Origin of the sequence: Streptomyces sp. P6-2-1 (assembly GCF_050613165.1) — a bacterium.
GTDB lineage: Bacteria > Actinomycetota > Actinomycetes > Streptomycetales > Streptomycetaceae > Streptomyces.
In genome coordinates this window covers 2,130,661-2,153,690 of the sequence record NZ_CP192513.1, presented here as the reverse complement: position 1 = coordinate 2,153,690, position 23,030 = coordinate 2,130,661, and the positions used below count along the sequence as shown (strand labels likewise).

At 71.6% G+C, this 23,030-nt stretch carries 13 protein-coding genes and 3 pseudogenes; 7 read left to right on the top strand and 9 right to left on the bottom strand.

Annotated elements, in window-relative coordinates:
- Nucleotides 1–494 precede the first annotated feature (494 nt).
- The 3 genes and pseudogenes from ACQYWQ_RS09355 (at nucleotide 495) to ACQYWQ_RS09345 (ending at nucleotide 6,840) form a co-directional block, all read left to right on the top strand.
- Nucleotides 495–1,744, top strand: a pseudogene (locus tag ACQYWQ_RS09355) (IS256 family transposase).
- Between the two features lie 418 nt (nucleotides 1,745–2,162).
- The gene (locus tag ACQYWQ_RS09350; protein ID WP_431033703.1) at nucleotides 2,163–6,242 is read left to right on the top strand and encodes an RHS repeat domain-containing protein; all 4,080 of its coding nucleotides are present in this window, start codon (nucleotides 2,163–2,165) and stop codon (nucleotides 6,240–6,242) included.
- A gap of 139 nt (nucleotides 6,243–6,381) precedes the next feature.
- Entirely contained in the window at nucleotides 6,382–6,840 is a 459-nt protein-coding gene (locus tag ACQYWQ_RS09345; RefSeq protein ID WP_431033702.1) for a hypothetical protein, read from the top strand.
- 825 nt (nucleotides 6,841–7,665) lie between these two features.
- On the opposite strand, the gene ACQYWQ_RS09340 is transcribed toward ACQYWQ_RS09345, so the two are convergent.
- From ACQYWQ_RS09340 to ACQYWQ_RS09310, 7 genes and pseudogenes are all read right to left on the bottom strand, one after another.
- Nucleotides 7,666–8,016 (bottom strand): protein-tyrosine phosphatase family protein, encoded by a 351-nt coding sequence (locus ACQYWQ_RS09340; protein ID WP_431039123.1) that lies wholly within the window; start codon nucleotides 8,014–8,016, stop codon nucleotides 7,666–7,668.
- A 100-nt stretch (nucleotides 8,017–8,116) separates the two neighbouring features.
- Nucleotides 8,117–8,933: pseudogene (locus ACQYWQ_RS09335) on the bottom strand (IS5 family transposase).
- A 233-nt stretch (nucleotides 8,934–9,166) separates the two neighbouring features.
- Nucleotides 9,167–10,663 carry an amino acid permease gene (locus tag ACQYWQ_RS09330; RefSeq protein WP_431033701.1) on the bottom strand — a complete coding sequence of 499 codons (1,497 nt, stop codon included), beginning with the start codon at nucleotides 10,661–10,663 and terminating at the stop codon, nucleotides 9,167–9,169.
- Nucleotides 10,664–10,927: 264 nt separating this feature from the next.
- Nucleotides 10,928–12,274 carry a diaminopimelate decarboxylase gene (locus ACQYWQ_RS09325; RefSeq protein WP_431033699.1) on the bottom strand — a complete coding sequence of 449 codons (1,347 nt, stop codon included), beginning with the start codon at nucleotides 12,272–12,274 and terminating at the stop codon, nucleotides 10,928–10,930.
- Nucleotides 12,275–12,499: 225 nt separating this feature from the next.
- Nucleotides 12,500–14,338: a helix-turn-helix domain-containing protein gene (locus tag ACQYWQ_RS09320; RefSeq protein ID WP_431033698.1), complete on the bottom strand. Its 1,839-nt coding sequence runs from the start codon at nucleotides 14,336–14,338 to the stop codon at nucleotides 12,500–12,502.
- 71 nt (nucleotides 14,339–14,409) lie between these two features.
- A pseudogene (locus ACQYWQ_RS09315) lies at nucleotides 14,410–14,758 on the bottom strand (hypothetical protein).
- A 16-nt stretch (nucleotides 14,759–14,774) separates the two neighbouring features.
- Nucleotides 14,775–15,020, bottom strand: coding sequence for a hypothetical protein (locus tag ACQYWQ_RS09310; protein WP_431033696.1), 246 nt, complete (start codon nucleotides 15,018–15,020; stop codon nucleotides 14,775–14,777).
- A gap of 578 nt (nucleotides 15,021–15,598) precedes the next feature.
- On the opposite strand from ACQYWQ_RS09310, the gene ACQYWQ_RS09305 reads away from it, so the two are divergent.
- Nucleotides 15,599–16,276, top strand: a complete 678-nt coding sequence (locus ACQYWQ_RS09305; protein WP_431039122.1) for a response regulator — start codon at nucleotides 15,599–15,601, stop codon at nucleotides 16,274–16,276.
- Between the two features lie 135 nt (nucleotides 16,277–16,411).
- Here ACQYWQ_RS09305 and ACQYWQ_RS09300 read toward each other — a convergent pair whose 3' ends face one another.
- Entirely contained in the window at nucleotides 16,412–17,167 is a 756-nt protein-coding gene (locus ACQYWQ_RS09300; protein ID WP_431033694.1) for an SDR family NAD(P)-dependent oxidoreductase, read from the bottom strand.
- Nucleotides 17,168–17,269: 102 nt separating this feature from the next.
- On the opposite strand from ACQYWQ_RS09300, the gene ACQYWQ_RS09295 reads away from it, so the two are divergent.
- Nucleotides 17,270–17,761 carry a winged helix-turn-helix transcriptional regulator gene (locus ACQYWQ_RS09295; protein WP_431033693.1) on the top strand — a complete coding sequence of 164 codons (492 nt, stop codon included), beginning with the start codon at nucleotides 17,270–17,272 and terminating at the stop codon, nucleotides 17,759–17,761.
- A gap of 248 nt (nucleotides 17,762–18,009) precedes the next feature.
- Here ACQYWQ_RS09295 and ACQYWQ_RS09290 read toward each other — a convergent pair whose 3' ends face one another.
- Complete coding sequence (locus ACQYWQ_RS09290; protein ID WP_431039121.1) at nucleotides 18,010–19,638, bottom strand: GAF domain-containing protein; 1,629 nt, start codon at nucleotides 19,636–19,638, stop codon at nucleotides 18,010–18,012.
- Nucleotides 19,639–20,558: 920 nt separating this feature from the next.
- Between ACQYWQ_RS09290 and ctaD the strand changes: the two genes are divergently transcribed.
- Both ctaD and ACQYWQ_RS09280 read left to right on the top strand, forming a co-directional pair.
- Nucleotides 20,559–22,304, top strand: a complete 1,746-nt coding sequence (ctaD, locus tag ACQYWQ_RS09285) for an aa3-type cytochrome oxidase subunit I (protein WP_431039120.1) — start codon at nucleotides 20,559–20,561, stop codon at nucleotides 22,302–22,304.
- Entirely contained in the window at nucleotides 22,301–22,996 is a 696-nt protein-coding gene (locus tag ACQYWQ_RS09280; RefSeq protein WP_431033691.1) for a hypothetical protein, read from the top strand. The genes ctaD and ACQYWQ_RS09280 overlap by 4 nt, the downstream gene beginning before the upstream one ends.
- Nucleotides 22,997–23,030: the final 34 nt, after the last annotated feature.

The window sequence follows — 23,030 nt, the reverse complement described above, 5'->3', positions numbered from 1 at the left end:
GACGATTTGGCGGCGCGAGGCCCGGCGGGCATGATCTGGATGCCGCTACGGGAAGCGGCCGCGCGGAAGCGTGGCACCGACGCCCTCCCGTACGGGCGGGACCTGAGTCCCGTACGGGCAAGACGCGCTCCCGCGCGTCCACTTCGGGGCCGTACGGGGCGAAGGACTGCCCCCCCCGCGCACCGCTTGGACGAGCCCCCCCGCGTGCCTCCCGAGCGTGGCGTGGGACACGCGGCGACGGTCCGAGCAGGCCGTCTCCCGGTGTACCGCTTACCGCTATGCCGCGGACGGCGACCGGCTCCTCCACACCTCCAGCGACCACGGCCCGGCGACGTACGCGGACGCGAGCGGCCGGTGGCTGGATGACGGCACGGGACACAGCTGGCCCCGTGACGCCTCGCACTACACACCGGACTGCGCCCACGGCCCGGCGAGGGGGGCCGCAAGGTCTCCGAGTAGGCCCGCGTTGCAGCGCGGGTCGGGAAGGTACGCCCGTGCTCAGCGTAGTCACCGAGGACGGCTCCACCCAGTCCGGCTCCTTGATCGACGAGATCGTTCGGGAAGGCGCCCGCAGGATGCTGGCCGCCGCGCTGGAAGCGGAGGTCAACCAGTACATAGCCGAGTTGTCGGCCGGGACCGACGAGTACGGCCGGCGTCTCGTGGTCCGCAACGGCCGCCACAAGGCGGGGACCGTGGTTACCGCCGCCGGACCGGTCGAGGTCAAGGCCCCGCGGATCAACGACCGCCGCGTTGACGATGAGACCGGCGGGCGCAAGCGGTTCTCCTCGAAGATCCTTCCGTCGTGGTGCCGCAAGTCCCCGAAGATCTCCGAGGTCCTGCCACTGCTCTACCTGCACGGCCTGTCTTCCGGTGACTTCGTCCCGGCGCTGGAGCAGTTCCTCGGGGGCACGGCCGGTCTGTCGCCCGCGACCGTCACCAGGCTGACGAAGCAGTGGAGCGACGGCCGCGCCGCCTTCCAGGACCGGGACCTGTCCGACCGCGACTTCGTCTACGTCTGGGCGGACGGCGTGCACCCCAAGGTCCGCCTGGGCCAGGCCCACTCGTGCGTCCTGGTCCTGCTCGGGGTCCGGCTGGACGGCACGAAGGAGCTGATAGCCCTGGCCGAGGGCCTGCGCGAGTCCACCGCGTCGTGGGCCGACCTGCTGCGGGACTGCCGCCGCCGCGGCATGCGCGACCCCGATCTGGTCATCGGCGACGGTGTCAGGCCTGTGGCGAGCGCTCGCCGAGGTGTTCCCGGCAGCCAGGCCGCAAAGGTGCTGGGTTCACACATCCCGCAACGTCACCAACTGCCTGCCCAAGTCTGGGCAGCCCGGCGCGACGAAGGCGATGCGGGAAATTTACAACGCCGAGGACCGCACCCACGCCGAGAAGGCGATCGAGGCGTTCGCGAAGACCTACGGCGCCAAGTTCCCCAAGGGCCGTCGCGAAGATCACCGAGGACCGGGACGAACTGCTCGCGTTCTACGACTTCCCCGCCGAGCACTGGATCCACCTGCGGACCACCAACCCCATCGAGTCGACCATCTCCACGGTCAAGCTCCGCACCAAGGTCACACGAGGCGCGGGCAGCCAGACCGCGGCGCTCGCGAGGGTGTTCAGGCTGGTCGAATCCGCACAGGCGCGATGGCGCGCGATCACCGGAGCCCACCTGGTGTCCCTGGTCCGTGCCGGCGCACGATTCGAGAACGGCGTCCTGGTCGAGCGTGGGGAGCAGGTCGCATGAACGCCGACGACATCCTGCGACATCCTGCAGAACCCAGGCGAGCACGTCCGCTTCGCGGCCTACCTCGACGAGCCGCAGCAGGTCTCCGACGCGGACGAGGTCGACCTGGTCAGCCGCGTGCTCACTGATCCGGATAGGACGATGGCCCAGTCCGCTTCGTTGCGGCACCTGGATCGTCGAGCCGCCGGTCTCTACCCCGGTCCCGCTTACGAGGGGTGGGTGCAGGCGATGACCCGGGCCACGATCGACCGCCCCTTCCTGGTTCAGCGTCTGCGGGAGTGGTCACCGTTCCGCGCCATCACGCTGAGGCTGCCCTGGCAGTCGGACGACCTACTCACGTCCTCCAACTGGCTCCAGCTCGTGGCCGGATTCCCCGGGCGCGGAGTACGAGCCGTACCTGGACTGGTTCCACTCCTATGTGGTCACCCAGGTCTTGGAGAGCGACAACACCGGTGGCGCTCCGGTCAAGGAGACGGACTACAGCTACCTCGACGGGCTCGCGTGGGCGAAGGAGGAGGCCGACGAGTTCACGAAGGCCAAGTACCTCACCTACGGCGACCGCAAGGGCTACGGCCGCGTCCAGGTCCGTACCGGCGCCCCGGCCGAGGGCAAGCAGACCCTGACCGAGTACCGCTACTTCCGCGGCATCAAGGACGCCAAGGTCACCGACCACGAAGGCACCTCGGTCACCGACCACCCGGCCTTCGCCGGCATGACCCGTGAGGAAGCCACCTACAGCCAGGACGGCGGCACCCTCGAATCCACCACGAGCTACACCCCGTGGCACTCGGCGGCCACCTCCACCCACAAGCGTGACGGGCTGCCCACGCAGTACGCCTACGCGACCGGCGGCGCCACCGAGATCTCCCGCACCTCGCTGGGCGAGGACAAGTGGCGCACGACGCGCACCGAGCGGACCTTCGACGACAACGGCCAGCCGCTGACCGAGTCGGAGCTCGGCGACACCGCCAAGAGCGGCGACGAGGAGTGCACCACGACCTCGTACGCCAAGAACACGGACGCGAACATCCTGACCCTCGTCAAGGAGATCAGGACCACCGCGACGGCATGCGGCGAGTCCACCTCTCTGCCCGACGACCTCATATCCGTCGAACGGCACTACTACGACGGCGCCACCAGCCTCGACACCGCACCCACCAAGGGTGACGTGACGCGCCTGGACGAGCAGGACGACAAGGGCACCGGCTACCTCACCACAGCGACGCACACCTACGACCAGCACGGCCGTGAGCTGACCGAGACCGACGCGGACGGCAAGACCAGCAAGACCGCCTACACCCCGGCCACGATCGCCGCCCCGACCGAGGTCGTCGAGACGAACGCGCTCGGCCACGCCACCACGACCGAGTACGACCCCGCCCGAGGCCTGGCCACCGGCATCGTGGACCCCAACGGCAAGCGCGCCGACGCCGAGTACGACGGCCTCGGCCGCACCCTGCGCACCTGGACCCCGGCCTGGCCCAAGAGCGCCCACGCCACCCAGCCGGCCCAGGAATTCGCGTACACCGTCTCCGCCACGGCCGCGAACACGGTCGCGACCAAGTCGCTCCAGTACGACGGCTCCTATGTCACCACCTACGAGATCCTCGACGGTCTGCTCCGCAGCCGCGAGACCCAAGTTCCCGCGTACGGGACGAAGAACCGACTGATCACCGAGACGCTCTACGACACCCGCGGCAACGCGTACAAGACCTACGACTCCTACTACGCGGACGGTGTCCCCTCGGCCACGCTGACCACCACGTCGGACAACAAGGTCCGGTCCATGACGGAGAACCTGTACGACGGGCAGAACCGCGTCACCGACTCCATCTCGCGCAAGTACGGCGACGAGACCTGGCGCGCCCGCACCGAGTACGCCGGCGACCGCACAACGGTCATCCCGCCGGCGGGCGGCAAGGCGACCACGACGGTCACCGACGCGCTGGGGCGCACGAGTGAGCTGTACGAGTACACGAACGCGGCCCGTACGGCCTCGCAGAAGACCTCGTACACGTACGGCAAGTGGGACGAGCCGCTCAAGGTCACCGACCCGGCGGGCAACACCTGGACCCACACCTTCGACGCGCGCGGCCAGGAGATCCGCACCGACGACCCCGACAAGGGCACGACGACGACCGGCTACGACAAGCTCGGCCGCGCCACGACGGTCACCGACGCCCGCGGCGTCACACTGACCACCAGCTACGACGCCCTCGGCCGCGAGACATCGGTCAAGAAGGGCTCCACGACCCTGACCAGCCGCGTGTGGGACACAGTCGCCAAGGGCCAGCCCACCTCCAGCACCCGCTGGGTGGACGGCCAGGAGTACACGAGCGCGACGACCGCGTACAACGACGACTACCAGCCGACCGCCAGCACCGTCACCATCCCCGCCGCGGCGGGAGCGGTCGCGGGCACCTACGACTGGACGTTCGGGTACAACAAGTACACCGGTCAGCAGGAATGGGTGAAGCAGCCGGCCGTCGGCAACCTGCCCAGCGAACGTGTCACCAGCGTCTACGGGGAGGGCAACCTGCCCTTCAAGACGACGGCGGGTTCCCTCGTTCTGGTCAACGACACCACCCGCGACGCGTGGGCCCGCCCGACCCGGCTCGAATTCGGGCCACTGGGCAAGAAGCTGTACCGCACCCGGGTCTACGACGAGCAGACCGGCCGCCTCACCCGTCAGATCACCGACCGCGACCTCGCCCCGCAGCGCGTGGACGATTCCACCTGGACGTACGACGACGCGGGCAACATCACCTCGCTCACGACCGCGTCCGGGCAGGACACCGCTCGCACGGTCGACACGCAGTGCTACACCCAGGACGCCCTCGGCCAACTCACCGAGGCGTGGACGGCGGCGAAGGACTGCACCGCCAAGCCCTCCTCGACCACGGTCGGCGGCCCCGCCGCGTACTGGCAGAGCTTCACGTACGACGCAGTGGGCAACCGCACCGAGCAGACCGACCACCAGAGCGGAGCCACCACCACCTACACCCAGCCCGAGCCGGGCAAGGCCCTGCCGCACGCCGTCCAGACCGCCACCGTCAAGGGCGGCACGGACGACGGCCACAAGGACACCTTCGGCTACGACAAGGCGGGCAACACCACCACCCGCAACCTCGGCACCCGCTCACAGTCCCTCGTCTGGGACGACGAACAGCACCTGAAGTCCTTGACCGAGAACGGCAAGAACACCGACTACATCTACGACGCCGACGGCTCACGCCTGATCGCCCACCAAGCGGACGGCAGCACGACCCTGAGCCTGCCCGCAGGCAACGAACTCACCGTCACCGCGAGCGGCGCCAAGGACGCCACCCGCTACTACACCCACGACGGTGAGACCATCGCCGTGCGGACCGGCAAGGGCTTCAGCTACCTCATCAACGACCACCAGGGCACCGCGCTGACCGCCGTCACCGCCGGAACCCTCCTCATCACCCGCCGCAAACAACTCCCCTTCGGCCAGACCCGCTCCGAGGACTCCGAAACCATCCCCGGCACCCGCGGCTTCGTCGGCGGCACCGACGACCCCACAGGACTCGTCCACCTCGGCGCCCGCGAATACGACCCCACCCTCGGCCGCTTCCTCTCCGTCGACCCCGTCATCGACGAAACCGACCCGGCCCAGATGAACGCCTACTCCTACGCCCACAACAACCCCATCACCCAATCCGACCCCACCGGCCTGCGCCCCGACGGCCCCGCAGGCGGCGCCACCTACAACGACGACCGCTGGGCAGCCGACCGCGGCATGACCGCCGGCTACACCCAGAAGAACGGCAAGTGGGTCTGGAACCAGACCCCCAAAAAGGACAAGGAATCCCGGCAGAAGTACGCCGCCTACAAGGCCAGCCCCAGCACCTACAAGGTCTTCCACTACAACAAGAAGAAGGCGGACGCGGCGGCGGCCAGCGCAAAGAAGCGCGCCGACAAGAGAAAGGAGGATGCCAAGAGGAAGGCCGATGCGGAACGCCGTGAGAAGCATGGAATCCTCGGCAACATCGTGAGGGGCAACTGGGGAGATGCCTGGACGCAGACCAAATCAGGGCTCCACGACACCTTCGGCACCTGGCATGGCTGGAGGGATAGAGTCATACCCATTGCGGGCTTCACGGCCTGCGTCGTCGTTTCGGCAGGAGCTTGCATGGGAATCGGGGCTGTCGGAGTTCTCGCGACGTTTGGCGGAGACGGGCTCACTACGGACAAATGGGACTACGGCAAAGCAGGGAAGTCGCTTATTTGGGTCGCTGTGGGCGGGGGTGTCGCGCGAGGAGTTGCAGGCAGTTGGCGTGGCTCCGCTTTTGTGACCCGGAATCGCGTTGACAGGATCGTATTCGATTCAAGCCATCGCCCCCTGCACTACGGCTATACGAAAACGCTCGATGTGGGTCGCACGCAGGCGAACGTGAGTCTCAACATCGCGAACGCGGGTACCTTCTGTGGAGCGGGGGCCGCTAGCCCTGGTAACGCGGCCGGCTGGTGCTGACGGTAGTATTTTCTCCTGAGGTGAATGCATGAGCCGGGATCGTGATGTGGGAATGTCGAAAATGGACTCTCGAAAAATCCTTCGTAGGCGCTCCTGGCCTATCCTCTTCGGTAGCGGAATCATCGGGATAGGAATCCTGATGATTTTCGCGGTGCATGCTGTGGATAATCGAACCAGCTGGCAAGGAATTCCGGTGTACCTGCTATTCGTGGGCTTCGTCGGGAGAATTGCCAGCTCGAAGATCGAGTTGCGGCGTGGCGAGATCGTAGTGGTCAACCCGTTGCGAAGTCACTCGATTCCGGCAGCGGCAGTGCGGGCAGTGGAGGTGAGTGATGACGGAACGCTCGAAGTGCACTACGGCAAGGAGGAGCAGGTTGCCGCGTTTGCGTACGGTGGGTCAGTCATTGACCTACTGAAAAGGACCAGTGATGGAGCGGCACGGGAAATTCGTGAGTGGATACGAGCGAATCGTGCAGACGGCGATCGGTACTCTGTTTCAGTCCGCTGGACGCGCTGCCGCTTCCCCGACATGGCGGTCGTCGCCAGCGTGGTGACCGCGGCGGTCGGTGCGCTGGTCATGGTGCTGACCAGTAGCTGACGGTTTCGGTAGGCCTCGGTCATAAGTGAGGCACCGACCAGGTGGCAGGTGCTGGCCGGAGCGTTTACTCCGGCCAGCACGTTCGTCGGGATGGGGTCCGCTGATCGGCGCCAACGTTCCGAGGCTGCCGGGTGTCTACTTGGTTCGGCAGGGTGAGAGCGGCCCGCTGGTATACGCAGGCCTGGGCCGGGGAGCGCCAGGGCGAGGGCGTGCGCGGTCGCCTGCGGCGACACAGCAGTGGCAAAGCGCTGGCCTCCGGGCTCGGCGCCGCGCTGCATCACCCGGTCCTCGGCGCACCGGGCGAGGATCGCCTCTCCCAGCTCGGCGGCGGCGGCGAGGAGCACGGCTGCGTGCGCCGCGTGGTCGCTCGCGCGCAGCCCGGCGCGGAAAGCCGGGTGACGCCGCGCATCGTCGATGAATTCGGTTACTTCGGGCGGCAGTTGGCTGGTCTCGGCGGGCATCGGTATCTCCTCGGGCAGTGCGACTCTCCGCCTGGCTTTGTCCACGAGTGCGGGCCACGTCAGGTCCTTCGCCAAGATGCTCACCGAACGCCAAGGGCGACGACTCCCCGAATGGCTCGACGCCGTCGGCCGGGACGACCTGCCCAGCCTCCACACCCTCGCCGCAGGAATCGACCGCGACCGCGACGCCTTCATCGCCGGCCTCACTCTGCCCTGGAACTCAGGCGTGGTCGAGGCACGTCAACCGGATCATTATGTGGAATCTGAATTGTCAAGATCGTGGAGCTTTGCGCAGTTGCATCGTCCACTCGCGCTGCTCAGTGGTGTCGGGGACGGCGAGCCCGCGAGCGCGTTCGATCAGGTTTCAGGAGATGTCAGGTCCGATGCCGCCGAGAATGAGGAGTGCGGCGGCAAGGAGGGACGAGCGTCCGATGCCGGCCCGGCAGTGGGCGACGATATGCGCGCCTTCGCGGAGTTGTTCGACGAGCATGTCCAGGGTGGGAAGGACCGTGGCGAGCTCGGGGACCGTGCGGTCGGTGATGGGGACGGCCACGAACCGCAGCTCGGCCGCGGCAGCTGCCTGCGGCTCCTCGGCGAGGCCGGGGTCTTGGAGTTCGGGCCTGGTGAGTGCGCAGACCAAGATGTCGACGCCAGAGCGTCTCAGCGCAGTCATCTCGTCTTCGAAGCCAGTCGCCGCCACGGGGTCGGGCCACATGGTGCTCACCCGTCCGGGGCCGGGGAAGTCGATGGTGAACAGGTTTGGCCGCATGTCAGCAGTGCTTACGGTCGGTGGGGTCGGGTACTGAGACCGTGTCCTATGTGGTGAGTCGAGCGAGGCGTTTGTAGCAGCAGAGGGCGGCGGCGAGGCCGAGGAAGGCCACGTAGTTGCGGGGATGGCGTTCGTAGCGGTGGTTCAGTCCGCGGTAGCCGGTCAGCCAGGACATGGTCCGCTCGATGACCCATCTGCGGCGTCCCAAGCGTTCGCTGGACTCGACTCCCGTGCGGGCGATGCGTACGCCGATGTGCTTGCCCCATAACCATTTCCGCAGGTGAGGAACGTCGTAGGCTTTGTCCGCATGCAGGCGCTGAGGCTTGAAGTACCGGCCGCGGTGGGGGTCGTGTCTCGTTTGGTGACCCTCGACCATCGGCTTCAGCGCGAGGCTGTCGTGGGTGTTGGCCGCGGAGAGGCCGACGAGGAGGGGCAGTCCGTTCGCGTCCGACAGGACGTGCATCTTGGAGCCCGGCTTGCCCCGGTCAACGGGGCTCGGACCCGTGAGTTCGCCCCCTTTTTAGCCCTCACGTGGGCGGAGCCGAGCACGGCCCGGGACAGGTCGAGCAGGCCTGCGTCGTTCGGCCGGTGCAGGATCTCCTCGTGCAGTCGGCCCCACACGCCGGCTCTTGACCAGATCAGGAACCTCCGGTGGGCCGTCGACTTCGATATCCCGAAGCACGGCGGCAAGGCCCGCCCGGCGCATCCGCTGACCAGGACGTAGATGATCGCGGCGAACAGAGTCTCGTCAGGCGTGTCCTGAGTCCCGCCGCCCTGCGGCCGCACCTTTGACGGTGGGATCAGCGGCTCCGCGATCTCCCACAGCCCGTCCGGAAAATCCAACTCCACGTACCCCGCCCCATGACGAGTCCAACGAGCCAGCCCCACATAGGACACGGTCTAAGTACCAGGCGGTGAATTGGTCGGCCGCAGGGCCGAGGATGCGCCCGGGGTGTCGAGGGCTTGGCGCTTGTTTCGGAGCCGGACGTGGGCGTGGACGGTGGCGGTGACACCGTGAGATCGGCTCCCGGCCGGTCGGGCCGGGGAGCCCCCCGCCGAGCGGGGTTCTGGCGAGGGGGGCTCTCCGTGTGTTCGCTCAGCCTCCGGCCTCCTCGCGCTGACTCGGCATCCCCGCCGGAACGCGTTCCCGCGCCAGGGCGTTGACCCGGCCCCGTACCACGTACCAGCCGCCCCACAGGCCCAGGGCGATCAGGGGGGTGCAGGAGACCGTCCAGGTGCCGATGTCTCCGTCGCAGGCCATCAGGATGATGACCAGGAGGAGGAAGGCCAGGGTCAGGTAGGAGGTGAAGGGGGCGCCGGGGAGGTGGAAGCCGGGGTCGGCGGCGTGGCCGGTGCGGACGCGGCGACGGAGGGCGAGCTGGCAGAGCATGATCATGGCCCACGTGCCGATCATCGTGATCGCCGAGAAGTTCAGGACGATCGAGAAGGCGCGGTCGGGGACCAGGTAGTTGAGGACGATTCCGGCCAGGTAGCACGAGGCCGTGAGGAGGATGCCGCCGAAGGGGACGTGGCGGCGGTTCATCTTCGTCGTGAAGCGCGGGGCCGAGCCCGCGAGGCCCATCGAGCGCATCGTGCGGCCCGTCGAGTACAGGCCCGAGTTGCAGGACGACAGCGCCGCCGTCAGGACGACGAAGTTCATGATGCCGTCCGCGCCCGGGATGCCGACCTTGCTCATCAGCGTCACGAACGGCGACTCCGCGCCGCTGTACGCCGTCCACGGCAGCAGCAGGACGAGCAGCAGGACCGAGCACACGTAGAAGACCACGATCCGCCAGGAGACGGAGTTGATCGCCTTCGGGATGACCTTGCGCGGATCGTGCGTCTCTCCCGCCGTGATGCCGACCATCTCGATCGCCGCGTACGAGAAGACGACGCCCTGCGTGATGACGATCGCCGCGACGAAGCCGTGCGGCAGCATCCCGCCGTGGTCCGTGATGAGCTGCGGGCCCCCGGCCTGGCCCTGGATCGGGTGGCGGCTCGCGAGCAGCCAGCAGCCGATCGCGAGGAACGCGATGATCGCGGCGACCTTGATCACGGCGAACCAGAACTCGAACTCCCCGAACCACCGCACCGAGATCATGTTCGCGCCCAGGACGACAAGGAGCGCCACCAGCGCGAGCGTCCACTGCGGGATGTCGCGGAACGCGCTCCAGTAGTGCAGGTACACGGCCACCGCCGTGATTTCCGCGATGCCCGAGCAGATCCAGTGCAGGAAGTAGATCCAGCCCGCCAGGTACGCCGCCTTCTCGCCGCCGAGCAGCTCGCGCGAGTACGAGACGAACGAGCCCGAGCTGGGCCGGTGCATGACCAGCTCGCCCATCGCCCGCGCGATGAAGAACGCGAAGAGTCCCGTCACCGCGAAGACGATGACGAGCGAGGGGCCCGCCTTGTGCAGGCGCTCGCCCGCGCCGAGGAAGAGGCCCGTACCGATCGCGCCGCCCACGGCGATCATCTGCACCTGGCGGCGGCGCAGGCCGGGCGCGTAGCCCTCCTCGTGGACGACCGTCGTGGCGGAGGGCGGGGGCAGGGTCGCGCCGGGGGACGCGCTCCCTTGGGGACTGCCTTGCTGCATGTGGTTTCGCTCCGTACTGCCAAGAGGCACCGCCGAAGAGGCGTCGCCGCTCGCCTTCCCGCGCGGCGCGACGCCTCGTAGGGGGATGGCGTGACGGCGGCGGGGGGCGGGGGACAGCGGCGGGTGGGTGCCTGTCGTTCTCTGGGTGGGGGGCGGGTCCGGGGCGCGGGGGCGCGTACCGGACCCGCAGCACCCTACCGATTGGTAGGTGCGGAATACACTCGTATGGTATCGGTGCAGGTCAGTGACGTGTGAGGGGTGCGCTCAGCGCCGTGCGAGCGGCGGTTCGCCCACGCCCTTCAGGCCACCGGACTCCGCCGCGCCGCTCTCCGCGAGGACTTCCGCGAGGGACTGCCCCCTACGGATCGTGGCGAAGCGCGTACGCCCGTCCTCGTCGGTCCAGAAGCCGTGGACCGCCGGGCGCGGCAGGCTGTTGTACGCGAAGTGCGTCGAGAAGTAGTAGGCGCCCGTGTCCCACAGCGCGATCAGGTCGCCGGGGGACAGCTCGGGGAGGGTACGGCCGCGCGCCACCAGATCGCCCGCGAAGCAGCACGGGCCCGCCACGTCCTGGACCAGGCCCAGGGACTCCTTCGGCGTGCCGTCCGCCGCGAAGGCGGCGACGCGCAGCGGCCACGCGTCGGGGACGAAGACGGTACGGGTCGCGACCTGCGCGCCCGCGAGCGTCACCGCGATACGGCGGCCGCCCGACGTCTTCGTGTACTCGACGAGCGCGGCCACGAAACCCTGCTTCGCGAGCAGCGAGCGCCCGAACTCCGTGACGATCGTGTAGCGCCCGTCGAAGAGCCCCGGCACGGTCGCGCGCAGCAGCTTCGCGTAGTTCGCGAAACGCGGGGTGATCTCCTCGCCCCCGAAGTTGACGGGGAGGCCGCCACCGATGTCGATCGTGTCGACCTGCTGCCCGCCCACCTCGCGATTGATGCGCTCGGCCAGCTCGTACACGATCCGTACCGACTCCGCCATCAGCTCAAGGGCCACGCCCTGCGAGCCCGTGTGCGTGTGCAGGCGCGTGAGCCAGGGGCGCTCCACGTACTGCCGCACGAGCCAGTCCTCCGCGCCCGGGTCGCGCAGCGCCACGCCGAACTTCGACGTCGCCGTGGCCGTCGACATGGCCCCGATCGAGCCCGTACCGACCTGCGGGTTGACGCGCACGCCGAGCGGCGCGTCCGTGGGGCCCTCGGCGACGAGCGCGTCGATACGGGCCAGCTCCTGCGGATTGTCCGCGTTCACCGCGATGCCGTGCGCGAGCGCGTCGCGCAGCTCGGCGACCGTCTTGGCGGGCGAGTCGAAGACCGTACGGGACGCGGGGACACCGGCGGCGCGGGCGAGTTCCAGCTCGCCGGGGCTCGCGACCTCGCAGCCCACGCCCTCCTCGTTCAGCACTTCGAGCACCGGCACGAGCGAGGCGGCCTTCACGGCGAACGTGTGCAGGACGGGCGCGGGCCCCGCGAAGGCGGCGCGCAGCTCACGTACCGCCTCGCGCACCCCCGTCACGTCGACGAAACCCGCGACCGGGGCATCGGGGCCGACAAGCCCCCCGCGCGCGGCCTCGCGCAGCGCGGCGTGCCTGCGGGCCAGGGAGTCGTGTTCCATCGTCGGGTCTCCTCGCCGAGAGCCGGTCCGTCCAGCGGTCCGTCCAGTGGTACGGGCACCACTCTCGGGCACCCGCGCGCGCCCCGTCTGCGGCGAATCGGCCCACGTCGCGGTCCCCGCTCTCGTACGGGCGGACAAGAGGGGCGGGAGGAGGGCGCGAGGGGTTGTGCGGAAGTGAGAGGGAGCGGCCCCCGTTTCGTGCGGGAGGCCAAAGCGGGGCCCGGCTCAGCCGCGCCGCCAGGGCAGCAGGCCCGCCGCGCGCAGGCCCAGCTCCGCGAGCAGGCGCGTGTCGGGGTCGGCGAGGTCGATCGCGAAGAGGTCGTGCAGGCGGCGGAGGCGGTAGCGGAGGGTGTTGGGGTGGACGGCGAGGAGCTTCGCCGTCGCGGGGACGTCGCCGAAGCGGTCGAGATACGCGGCGAGGGTACGGGCGAGGTCCGTACGGTGCTCCTCGTCGTACGCGAGGAGCGCGCGGACCGGGGCGTCGGGCGGCGGGGCCAGCGCGGCGACCGCGTCCGTGACGCGGAGGGCGTCGAGCGCGGCACGCACGTCGTCCTCGGCGGCCACCTCGGGAAAGCCGGGCGCGGGGACGCCCGGCCCGTCCGCGCCGCCGTCGCCCGCCGGACCCGCGTCCGACGCCGGAGTCCCGCGCTCGGTCAGGACCCGCAGCACGAGGTGCGCGGCACGGCGGGACGCGGCGGCGTGGGCCAGGTCCTCGTGTACGGCGCCGATCGCGACGAGGGGCCGCGCGCCCGCGCCCCGTACCGCCGACGCCAGCTCCCTGCCGAGGCGCTTCGCCGTACGCGCCCGGTCCTCGGCGCCCAGCGGGAGCAGGACGTCGAGGCGGTGGCGGTCCTCCTCGCGCAGGGCGAGCCCCGCGGGATGGTGCGCGGTGGCCTGGAGCGCGGCGAGGTGGAGGGCGCGGGCCGGGTCGGACTGCCCGGTTCCCGGCAGGGCGAGGACGCTCAGGACGGCGCACGGGGTGTGCGGGGCGAGGCCGAGGGTCGCGGCGGCGGAGGGCACGTCGTCGGTGCCGTCGAGCAGGGCCCGTACCGCCTGCACGCGGCGCGTCGCGCCCGTACGGGTGCGCAGGCGGTGGTGGAGCAGGTGCGGGGCCGCCGTGCGCGCCGCCTCGCGCAGCGCCTGGCGCGCCCCCGCGCCGAGCGGCGCGCCGTCCGCCGCGACCCACAGCGAGCCGAGTACCTCCTCGCCCGCGCGCACCGCGATCGCGAGCCGCTCGGGGAAGCGCGCGTCGGCGGGGCGGTGCACGACGTCGTCGCTCGTCCAGAGCGTGCGCAGGAAGCCGCTCGCGCCCAGCTCGGCGAGGCGCCAGCGCGGGACCCGCTGGCCGAGGATCGTGAGGCGGCGCAGCGGGTCGGCGCCGTTCTCCGTACGGGAGTAGGCGAGGACGCGGGACTCGGGGTCCTCGATCGTGACGGCGCCGCCGACGAGCGCGGCGAAGGCGTTCGCGAGCGCGGGAAGGTCGCCCAGCGGTACCTCCGCGTGCGGGCCCTCCGCGCCGCCGGTCTGCGCGAGACCTGCCCGGAGCAGGGCGATCAGCTCGGTCCACTCGACCCAGGGGGCGCGCGTGAGGAGCGCGGTGGGGACGTGGCGGGCCACGTCGAGCAGGCGCGGGGCGGGGCCCGTGGCGCCGCGCCGCAGGACGAGCGCGGCGGCCCTCGTACGGGCGGCGGCCCTGAGCACGTCGGCGGCGGCGGGCGAGGAGGCGTCGACACCGATCGCGACGAGGACGTGGTCGCGCGCGGCGAAGGTCTCGCCGGGGTCGTAGACGCCGATGCCGCGTACGGGGACGGCGTGCCCGCCCGGCACGGTCACGACCTCGACGGCCTCCCCTGCCCCGGCCGCGAGGACGGTGGCGAGGGTGGGGGTGTCCTCGGCGCCCTCGGTGTCCTCCGGGGCGGTGGCGTCCCCGGGGGCGGCGATGTCCTCCGGGGCGGTGGCGGCCTCGGGCCCGGGGACGCTCTGCGGCGCGGGCGCGTCGAGGGGAGCGGCTCCGGGTCCTGGGGCGTGGCCGGGCGCGGGGGAGGGGTCGGGAAGGGGCGGCATCCGTTCATGGTCGCGCACGCGGGGCGCCGGGCGGGGGCGGATGTGGGGGGTCGCACACGGGTGCGCTCCGCTCAGGCGGCGTGGAACCCGCGTACGGCCTCGGTCGGCCCGAAGAGGTGCGCCCTGAACTCCGGCGGGTCCTCGGCGGGGACCCACCGCGCGAGGATCGTCACGCCGCCGGCCTGCCGGACGGGGGGCAACGGGCGAGGACGTCGGCATCGACCGCGGAGCGCGCGACGCGGCCCGCGCCGTCGTGCGTGACGTTCAGTCGCGCGCGATGCGGATCGCGTAGTCCTCGTTGAGGACCGGGTAGAAGAGCGGCTGCCCGAGCAGGCGCGGCGGCCGGGCCCGCATTCCGCTCGCACGCACCAGGTCCGGCTCGGCGGGGCCGGTGGGGCGCCGGAGGGTGGTGGTGCGCACGGCGGGGTCCCTGGTCCTACGCCGGGTCCATCCTCACCAGGTCCGCCTCCCGTACGAGGCGCCGCAGCTCCTCGACCTCCCAGCCGGTGAGGCGGGCGATGTCGGTCTCGGCCCGGACGGTGAGCGCGGGGTCCTCGCGGACGGCGCGCAGGGCGGCGACGCTCTCCACGACGAGGTCGTCGCGCGCGGCGGCGAGGGCTTGCTCCGCCTCCGCGTGGCGGTGGGCGGCGAGTTCGAGGCGAGCCATCGGATCGGTGGTCATGGGTGGGGGTCTGCCCGGGGGCGCGGGGTTCACGCGTGGCCGAAGCGGGGTGTTCCTCTCGTGGGGCTCCCCGGCCCGGTCGGCGTGCTCGCCTCACGCCCCCCGTGGCCGAACGGCTGGAGCGCGGACCAGTGAGGGGGCTCGTCCCGGAGCCGCTGGATGACGACGCGCGAGGCGGCCGGCCGTGCCGTGTTGGACGCCCCCAACGGGTCCTCCGGGGGCCGGGGATGACGGGCCTCGTCCGGAGCGGCCCGTTCGGGGCGCGAGGGGAGTTCATCAGGGCGGAGGGAGGGGGCACGAGGGCCGTTCGGCCCCGGGGGCGGGGCCGGACGGCGGGGGGTGCCCTTGCGATACTGGGGGTGTGCCGCTTGAGGGTGCGCGCCCCCCCCGGGGCGCGGGTGCCGGGGCGGCCGTCCCGTCTCGTACCGGAGTCTCGCCATGATCGCCGCACCCCCCTCCCGCGCCCCCCGGACCCGCTCGTGAACGCCGTGCCGCCGCCCCGCAGGCCCGGCACCGCGCCCGCCGCATCCACCGCGTCCACCGCGCCCGCCGCTTCCTCCGCTCCCGTCCGCGTCTTCCTGCTCGACGACCACGAGGTCGTGCGGCGGGGGCTGCGCGACCTCCTGGAGGCGGAGGCGGACATCGTCGTGGTCGGCGAGGCCGCCAACGCGCGGGAGGCGCTCGCGCGTGTGCCCGCGACGCGGCCCGACGTCGCCGTGCTCGACGTCCGGCTCGGCAGCGCGACGGGCGGGGATCACGAGGGCGTCGAGGTGTGCAGGGAACTGCGCGCCGAACTCCCCGAGCTGGCCTGCCTCATGCTCACGTCCTTCGACGACGACGAGGCGCTCTTCGACGCGATCATGGCGGGCGCGGCGGGGTACGTGCTCAAGCAGATCAACGGCTCCGACCTCATCCACGCGGTACGGACCGTCGCCACGGGGACCTCGCTCCTCGACCCGCGCATGACGAGCCGCGTCATGGCCCGTATCCGCGAGCCCAAGCCCGAGAAGCCCGAGCCGAGCCGCGCCCTGCCCGGCGAACTCGACCGGCTCTCGCCGCGCGAGCTGGAGATCCTGGACCTCATCGGCCTCGGCCTCACCAACCGGCAGATCGCCGAACGCCTCTACCTCGCCGAGAAGACGGTCAAGAACCGGGTCTCCTCGATCCTCGGAAAGCTCGGGGTCGGGCGGCGGATACAGGCGGCGATGATCGCGGAACGGCTGCGGGGGACGGACGCGGGGCGCCCGACGGGGTGACACCGGGGGACGGGGCGCGCGCCCGACGACCTCGCTACGCCGCACTCCCCGGTGACATTCAGCGGCTCCCGTGCCAGGAGGCCGCTCCTGTGCCAGGAGGCCGCTCCCGTCGCGGGGCCGCTCCCGTCGCGGGGTTCAGCGGCTCCCGCCCGATGCCAGTACCACCGCTCCCGTGATCCACCGTGCCTCGTCCGAGGCGAGGAAGGCCACGAGCGGGCCGTAGTCGTCCGGCGTACCGCTGCGGCCCAGGGGCGTGGCGGCGATCGCGCGGGCCTCAAGCTCCGAGCCGATGTACCCGGAGGCGCGAGTGCCCTCGGTGTCCGACGCGCCCGGCTGGACCGCGTTGACGCGGATGCCGCGCGGGCCCAGCTCCTTCGCCGCGATGATCGTGTACGCCTCCAGGGCGCTCTTCGTGGCGACGTAGAGAGAGGCGTACGGGGGGTGGCCGAGGGTGCCGCCCGTCGAGATGTTGACGACGGACGCCGCGGTGACGTCCTCCTGCCCGGCCAGCGTCTTCGTGGTCAGCATCGGGGCCAGCACGTTCGTCGTCGTCTCGCGGTGGAACTCCTCCTCGGTCAGCTCCGACAGCGGCCCGAAGGCGACGACCCCCGCGTTGTTCACGAGGATGTCGACCGGGCCGTACGCGGCGCGGGCCCGCGCGAACAGCTCCCGCACCTCCTCCTCGCCCTTCGCCACATCCGCCCGGACGGCGAGCGCCCTGCCGCCCTTCGCGGTGATCTCCGCGACGACCTTCGCCGCGCCCTCCGCGTCCGTCCGGTAATTGACCACGACAGCCGCGCCGCTCGCGGCGAGCGCCTTCGCGATCCCCGCGCCTATCCCCTTGGACGCGCCCGTCACGACGGCCGTACGTCCGGTGTTGTCGCTGCTCACAGTGGCTCCTCGTGCTCGGCCCCGGAGGTCGGGGCCCGTGGAAGTCACCGTAGGGAAGGTGGTTACCCGGCGGAAGGAGGTACTTTTTTGTAAGCTCCTGCCATGACGGAAACCCTGGCGGAAACCCCGGCGGAAGGCTCGACGAAGAACGTGGCGGACGGAGCGGCGGGGGGAGCGGCGCCGGGTGTCATGACGGAGGAGGCGCGGCGCGCGACCGCCGGCAGGCTTCTCGCCCACGACACCTTCGACCAGAAGTGCGCCTTCCGGCCGATCATGGACCGGACGACGAGCCGCTGGGCGACGCTGATCATCTCGGCGCTCGTCTCGGGGCCGCACCGCTTCGCCCGGCTGCACGCGCGCGTCGGCGGGATCAGTCAGAAGATGCTGTCGCAGAACCTCAAGGCACTCGTCAGGGCCGGGCTCGTGCACCGCGAGGTCGCTCCGACCAATCCGCCGCAAGTCACCTACACCCTCACGGAGTTGGGACTCGGCCTGGCCGGGCCGCTCACAGACCTCATCGGGTGGTACGGGGCGCACGGGGCCGAACTCCTCGCGGCGCAGGAGCGGTACGACGCGGAGCACGCCGAGGGCTGAGCGGGGGCTGACCGGCCCGGGTCGGGCGCGGGGCCGTGCCGCCCCGGGCGCGGGGAGGTCGGCCCGGGCGTGGGGGCGGGGGCGGACCGGCCCGGCGTGGGGACGGACCGGCTCGGGGCAGGGGGGCGGGCTCCGGCTCGGGGGCGGGCGCGACCGGCTCGGGCGTGGGGGTGGGGGACGGACCGGCTCGGGCGTGGGAGTGGGGGACGGACCGGCTCGGGTGTGGGGTGGGTCCCGGCCCGGGCGGCTCACGTCCCTGTCATCGGCGCCGTCCATGTGATCCGGGTCCCCCGGGTCCCCCGGGCGCCGTCGGGGCCCGCGTCGACGCGGAAGCTCCCCCTGCACTGCTCCGCGCGCGAACCCATGTTGAGCAGACCCCCGGTCGGCCGGGCCGAGCCGAGGCCCACGCCGTCGTCCGTCACCGTGAGGACGACGCGGTCGGCGCCGTCGGGGACGGACAGTTCGATGTCCACGTGGTGGGCGCGGGCATGCCGGGCGGTGTTGCTCAGCGCCTCCGCCGTGACCGCGAGCACGTGCTCGCGCAACTCCTCGGGCACCGTGCTGTCCACGGGCCCCGCTATGCGCAACGACGGCTGGAAGCCCAGGTGCTGGGCGGCGAGCTGCACCGTCTCGGCGAGGCGGCGGCGCAGTGCGGGGCCGCCCCGGTCGTCGTCGCTCGTACGGAGCTGATGGATCGTCGAGCGGATGATCTGGATCGTCGCGTCGAGGTCGTCGACCGCGCGCCCGACCCGTTCGGACGCTGTCGGATCGGCGATCGAGCGCGTCGCGCTCTGGAGCGTCATGCCGGTCGCGAAGAGACGCTGTATCGCGACGTCGTGCAGGTCGCGCGCGATGCGGTCGCGGTCCTGGAGCATGGCAAGCTCCTCCGACTCCTCACGCCTGCGCGCGAGTTCGAGCGCGATCGCCGCCTGGTCGGCGAAGCCGTCGATGAGCGCGGTCTCGGCGGCGGCGAAGCCCTGCCTGCCGGTACGGCGGCTCAGCCGCAGCGCCCCGCACACCGCGCCGTCCACGGGCAGCGGCACCGCGACGACCGGCCCGTGCTCCGCGCCGCCGAGCGGCCGGGCGCGCGCGTCGACCCGTACGTCCGTCGTCACGACGGGGGCCCGCTCCACGGCCGCGAGCCCCGAGAGCGAGCCCGTGACCGGGAGGACGGCGCCCCGTACGGTCTCGGCGCCCTCGCCGTGGGCGACCCGCACGGCCAGCTCGGTGCCGGACGTCCCGCTCGGGAGGAGCACGGCCGCCAGGTCGGCGTCCGCGACCTCCATCGCGCGGCGCGCGATGATCCGCAGCACCTCGTCCGTCCCCGTACCGGCGAGGAGTGCGCGGGTGATCTCGCCGAGGGCTTCGAGGCGATGCTCGCGACGGCGGCTCTCCTCGTAGAGGCGCGCGTTGTCGATCGCGACGCCCGCCGCGATCGAGAGCGTCGTGAGGACGGCCTCGTCGTCGGCGTCGAAGGAACCGCCGCCGCGCTTCTCGGTGAGGTAGATGTTCCCGAAGACCTCGTCGCGGATGCGGACGGGGGCGCCGAGGAAGGTCCGCATCGGCGGATGGTGCGCGGGAAAGCCGTAACTGTTCGGGTGCGCGGTGAGGTTGTCGAGGCGGAGCGGCGCGGGGTGGGTGATCAGCTCACCGAGGATGCCCTGCCCGCACGGCGCGGGGCCGATCCGCGCCTCGACCTCGGGGTCGAGACCCACGGTCACGAACTGCGAGAGCCCGGTGCCGTCGTCCCCGATGACGCCGAGCGCCCCGTAGCGCGCCTCGGTGAGCGTCACGGCCGCGTCGACGATGCTCCGCAGCACCTGCGGGAGGTCCAGGTCCCTGCCGAGGTCCATGACGGCGGTGAGAAGCGCGTGGATGCGGTCGGGGACGTTGAGGGTGGGCGCGGGAGACGCGGGAGACGCGGGAGACGCGGGAGACGCGGGAGAGGTGCGGGGTGGGCCTGTGGGGGAGGGGGTGCGGGGGAGACCGGTGGTGGCAGCGATGCCGGTCCCGGCGATGCGGGTGCCGTTCTTGGCGGTACGGGTGCCGTTTTCGGCGGTGCGGGGCAGGTCCCCGTGCGGGAACGGGCAGCGGCCGCCAGGGGCTGCCCCCTGGGCGCCCCCTGTGCTGACGGTGCTGATCTCGCGCGGCTCGCTCATGCTTCGTACGGTACGTGGCGCCCGCCGGGCCCTGGCCAGAGGCCGAGTGGCCCCTGCGGGACCCGTGGCCGGGCGGGGGCGACCCCGTAGCGCAGGGGCCGACCGGCCTTCGTACGGCTGGGCCGACCGGCCCCGTACCGCCCGCCGACAGGCCCCCGCACCCGCCGCCGGCCGGCCCCGCTGCCCTCGCCGACCGGCCCGGAAGGGAGCGCGCGGCCGGGCCCGCTCGGCCCTGCCCGGGGCCTCCTGCCACCGCTGATCATGTGGGGCGGCCGGAGGAGCACCGCACTCTCTCCCTGCGTGTGAGCCCTCCGGCCGTACCAGCTTCGCGGAAGGAAGGTCGCCGTCCGGTGGACGAGGCACACGACAGGCAGCAGCGGGACGCGCGGGAGCGGACCGAGGAACGGCGGGAGCCGACCGAGGAACGGCCGGAGCGGCCCGCCGCCGCCGGGCGCGCGGGGGTGGCACCACCGGGGGTGGAGGAGGCCGGGGCGGCTGGAGCGGGCGGGGCGGCTGGAGCGGCCGGGGTGACGGGGGCGGAGGTGCCCACGGGGGCCGGGGCTTCGCCGCGCACGCCGGGGGTGGCGGCTGTGGCGCGTACGCCGGTGGCGGTGGCGGTGGCTGTGGCGCCTACGCCGGTGGCGGTGGCTGTGGCGCGTACGCCGGTGGCGGCCTCGGCCCCCGCCCGTCCCAGCTGGGTGACCTGGCTGACCACGACCGATCACAAGCAGATCGGCACGCTCTATCTGGTCTCGGCCTTCGTGTTCTTCATCGTCGGCGGCGTGCTCGCCCTCGTGATGCGCGCCGAACTCGCCCGTCCCGGGATGCAGATCCTGTCGAACGAGCAGTTCAACCAGGCGTTCACGATGCACGGTTCGATCATGTTGTTGCTCTTCGCGATGCCGCTGTTCACCGGGTTCGCGAACTGGATCATGCCGCTCCAGATCGGCGCGCCGGATGTCGCCTTCCCGCGACTGAACATGCTCGCTTTCTGGCTCTTCTTGTGCGGTTCATTGATCGCGGCCGGTGGTTTCCTGACGCCTGGTGGCGCGGCCGACTTCGGCTGGTTCCTCTACGCGCCGCTCTCCGACGCCGTGCACTCGCCCGGTCTCGGCGCGGATCTGTGGATCATGGGTGTGGCGCTCTCGGGCTTCGGCTCGATCGCGGGCGCGGTCAACTTCATCACCACGATCGTGTGCATGCGCGCCCCCGGGCTGACGATGTTCCGGATGCCGATCTTCACGTGGAACGTGCTGCTCACGGCGCTGCTCGTGCTCATCGTCTTCCCGGTGCTCGCCGCCGCGCTCTTCGCGCTCGAATGCGACCGCAAGTTCGGCTCGCACGTCTTCGACGCGGCCAACGGCGGGGCGTTGCTGTGGCAGCACCTCTTCTGGTTCTTCGGCCACCCCGAGGTGTACATCCTGGCGCTGCCGTTCTTCGGGATCATTTCCGAAGTGATTCCGGTCTTCTCGCGCAAGCCGATGTTCGGTTACGTGGGCCTGATCGGTGCGACGATCGCCATCGCCGGTCTCTCGGTGACCGTGTGGGCGCACCACATGTACGTCACCGGCGGGGTGCTGCTGCCCTTCTTCTCGTTCATGACCTTCCTCATCGCGGTGCCGACGGGCGTCAAGTTCTTTAACTGGATAGGCACGATGTGGAAGGGATCGCTCTCCTTCGAAACGCCGATGCTGTGGGCGGTCGGCTTCCTCGTCACGTTCGTCTTCGGCGGGCTGACCGGCGTGATCCTGGCCGCGCCGCCGCTCGACTTCCACGTCTCGGACTCGTACTTCGTCGTCGCGCACTTCCACTACACGCTGTTCGGCACGGTGGTGTACGCGATGTTCGCCGGATTCCACTTCTGGTGGCCGAAGTTCACGGGCAGGATGCTCGACGAGCGGCTCGGGAAGCTGACCTTCTGGACACTGACGGCCGGCTTCCACGCCACCTTCCTCGTACAGCACTGGCTGGGCGCGGAAGGCATGCCGAGGCGGTACGCGGACTACCTGGCGGCCGATGGATTCACGGCCCTGAACACGGTGTCGACGATCGGTTCGTTCCTGCTCGGTCTCTCTTTCCTTCCGTTCTTCTACAACATCTGGAAGACCGCGAAGTACGGCAAGAAGGTCGACACGGACGACCCGTGGGGCTTCGGGCGCTCGCTGGAGTGGGCGACGTCCTGCCCGCCGCCGCGCCACAACTTCGTGAAGCTGCCCCGTATCCGCAGCGAGTCCCCGGCCTTCGACCTGCACCACCCGGACATCGCGGCGCTCGACCGGCGCGAGAACGCCCTGGCGGGGGCGGGCGCGGTAGGGACGGGAGCGGTGGAGACGGGTGCGGTGGAGACGGGCGCGGCGGGGGCGGGCGCGGAGGTGGTCCGGTGAGCGCCGTCGTACCCGCCCTGGCGCTCGGCGTCCTCACGGCATCGGGCTGCGTCTGGTACGTACCGGCCCTCGTCGACCTGCGGGCCGGAGCCGACCGCCCGGTCTCCCGGCGGCTCACCGCCCTGGCGTGCCTGGGGGGCTGGGGCACGGCCGGGCTGAGCGCGGTGCTGCTCCTGACCGGGATGCCCTTCGTCTTCGTGGTGACGGGCGCGGGGCTGCTCGGCAGCGCGGCGCTGCGGCTCGCTGCGTGGGTACGGAGCCGGGCGGAGGCCCGCGAGGACGCGGCCCGCTGGGCGGCGCTCGACGTGCACCCGGACGTACGGCACGCCCCGCACCGCCGCGTCGGCGCGCTCCTCGCCTGCGGCCTGACCCTCGCCGTGGCGGCGGCGACGGCCCTGACCTGGGCACGCGCGCGGGGAGCGATCGGCGCCGCGCCCCTCGTGGCGATCCCCCTGGCCCTGACGGCCTGCACCCTCGCGGTGGCACTTCTGACGGCGTCGCGACCGGGGAGCGGGGGACGCGGCGGAGAGGGCGCGGTGGGCGGAGCGAACGCGGTGGGCGGGGAAGGTGTGGCGGGCGGGGAAGGCGCGGTGGGCGCGAGGCGGGTCCGCGCCACCCGTACCGGCCGCGACGCCGCCGGGGGCCCGGCAGGCAGGACCTCAGAGACGGGGTCCCGGGCGCGGGGGCGCTAGGGACCCGGGGCTCGCGTGGGGGCGAGCCGGAGAA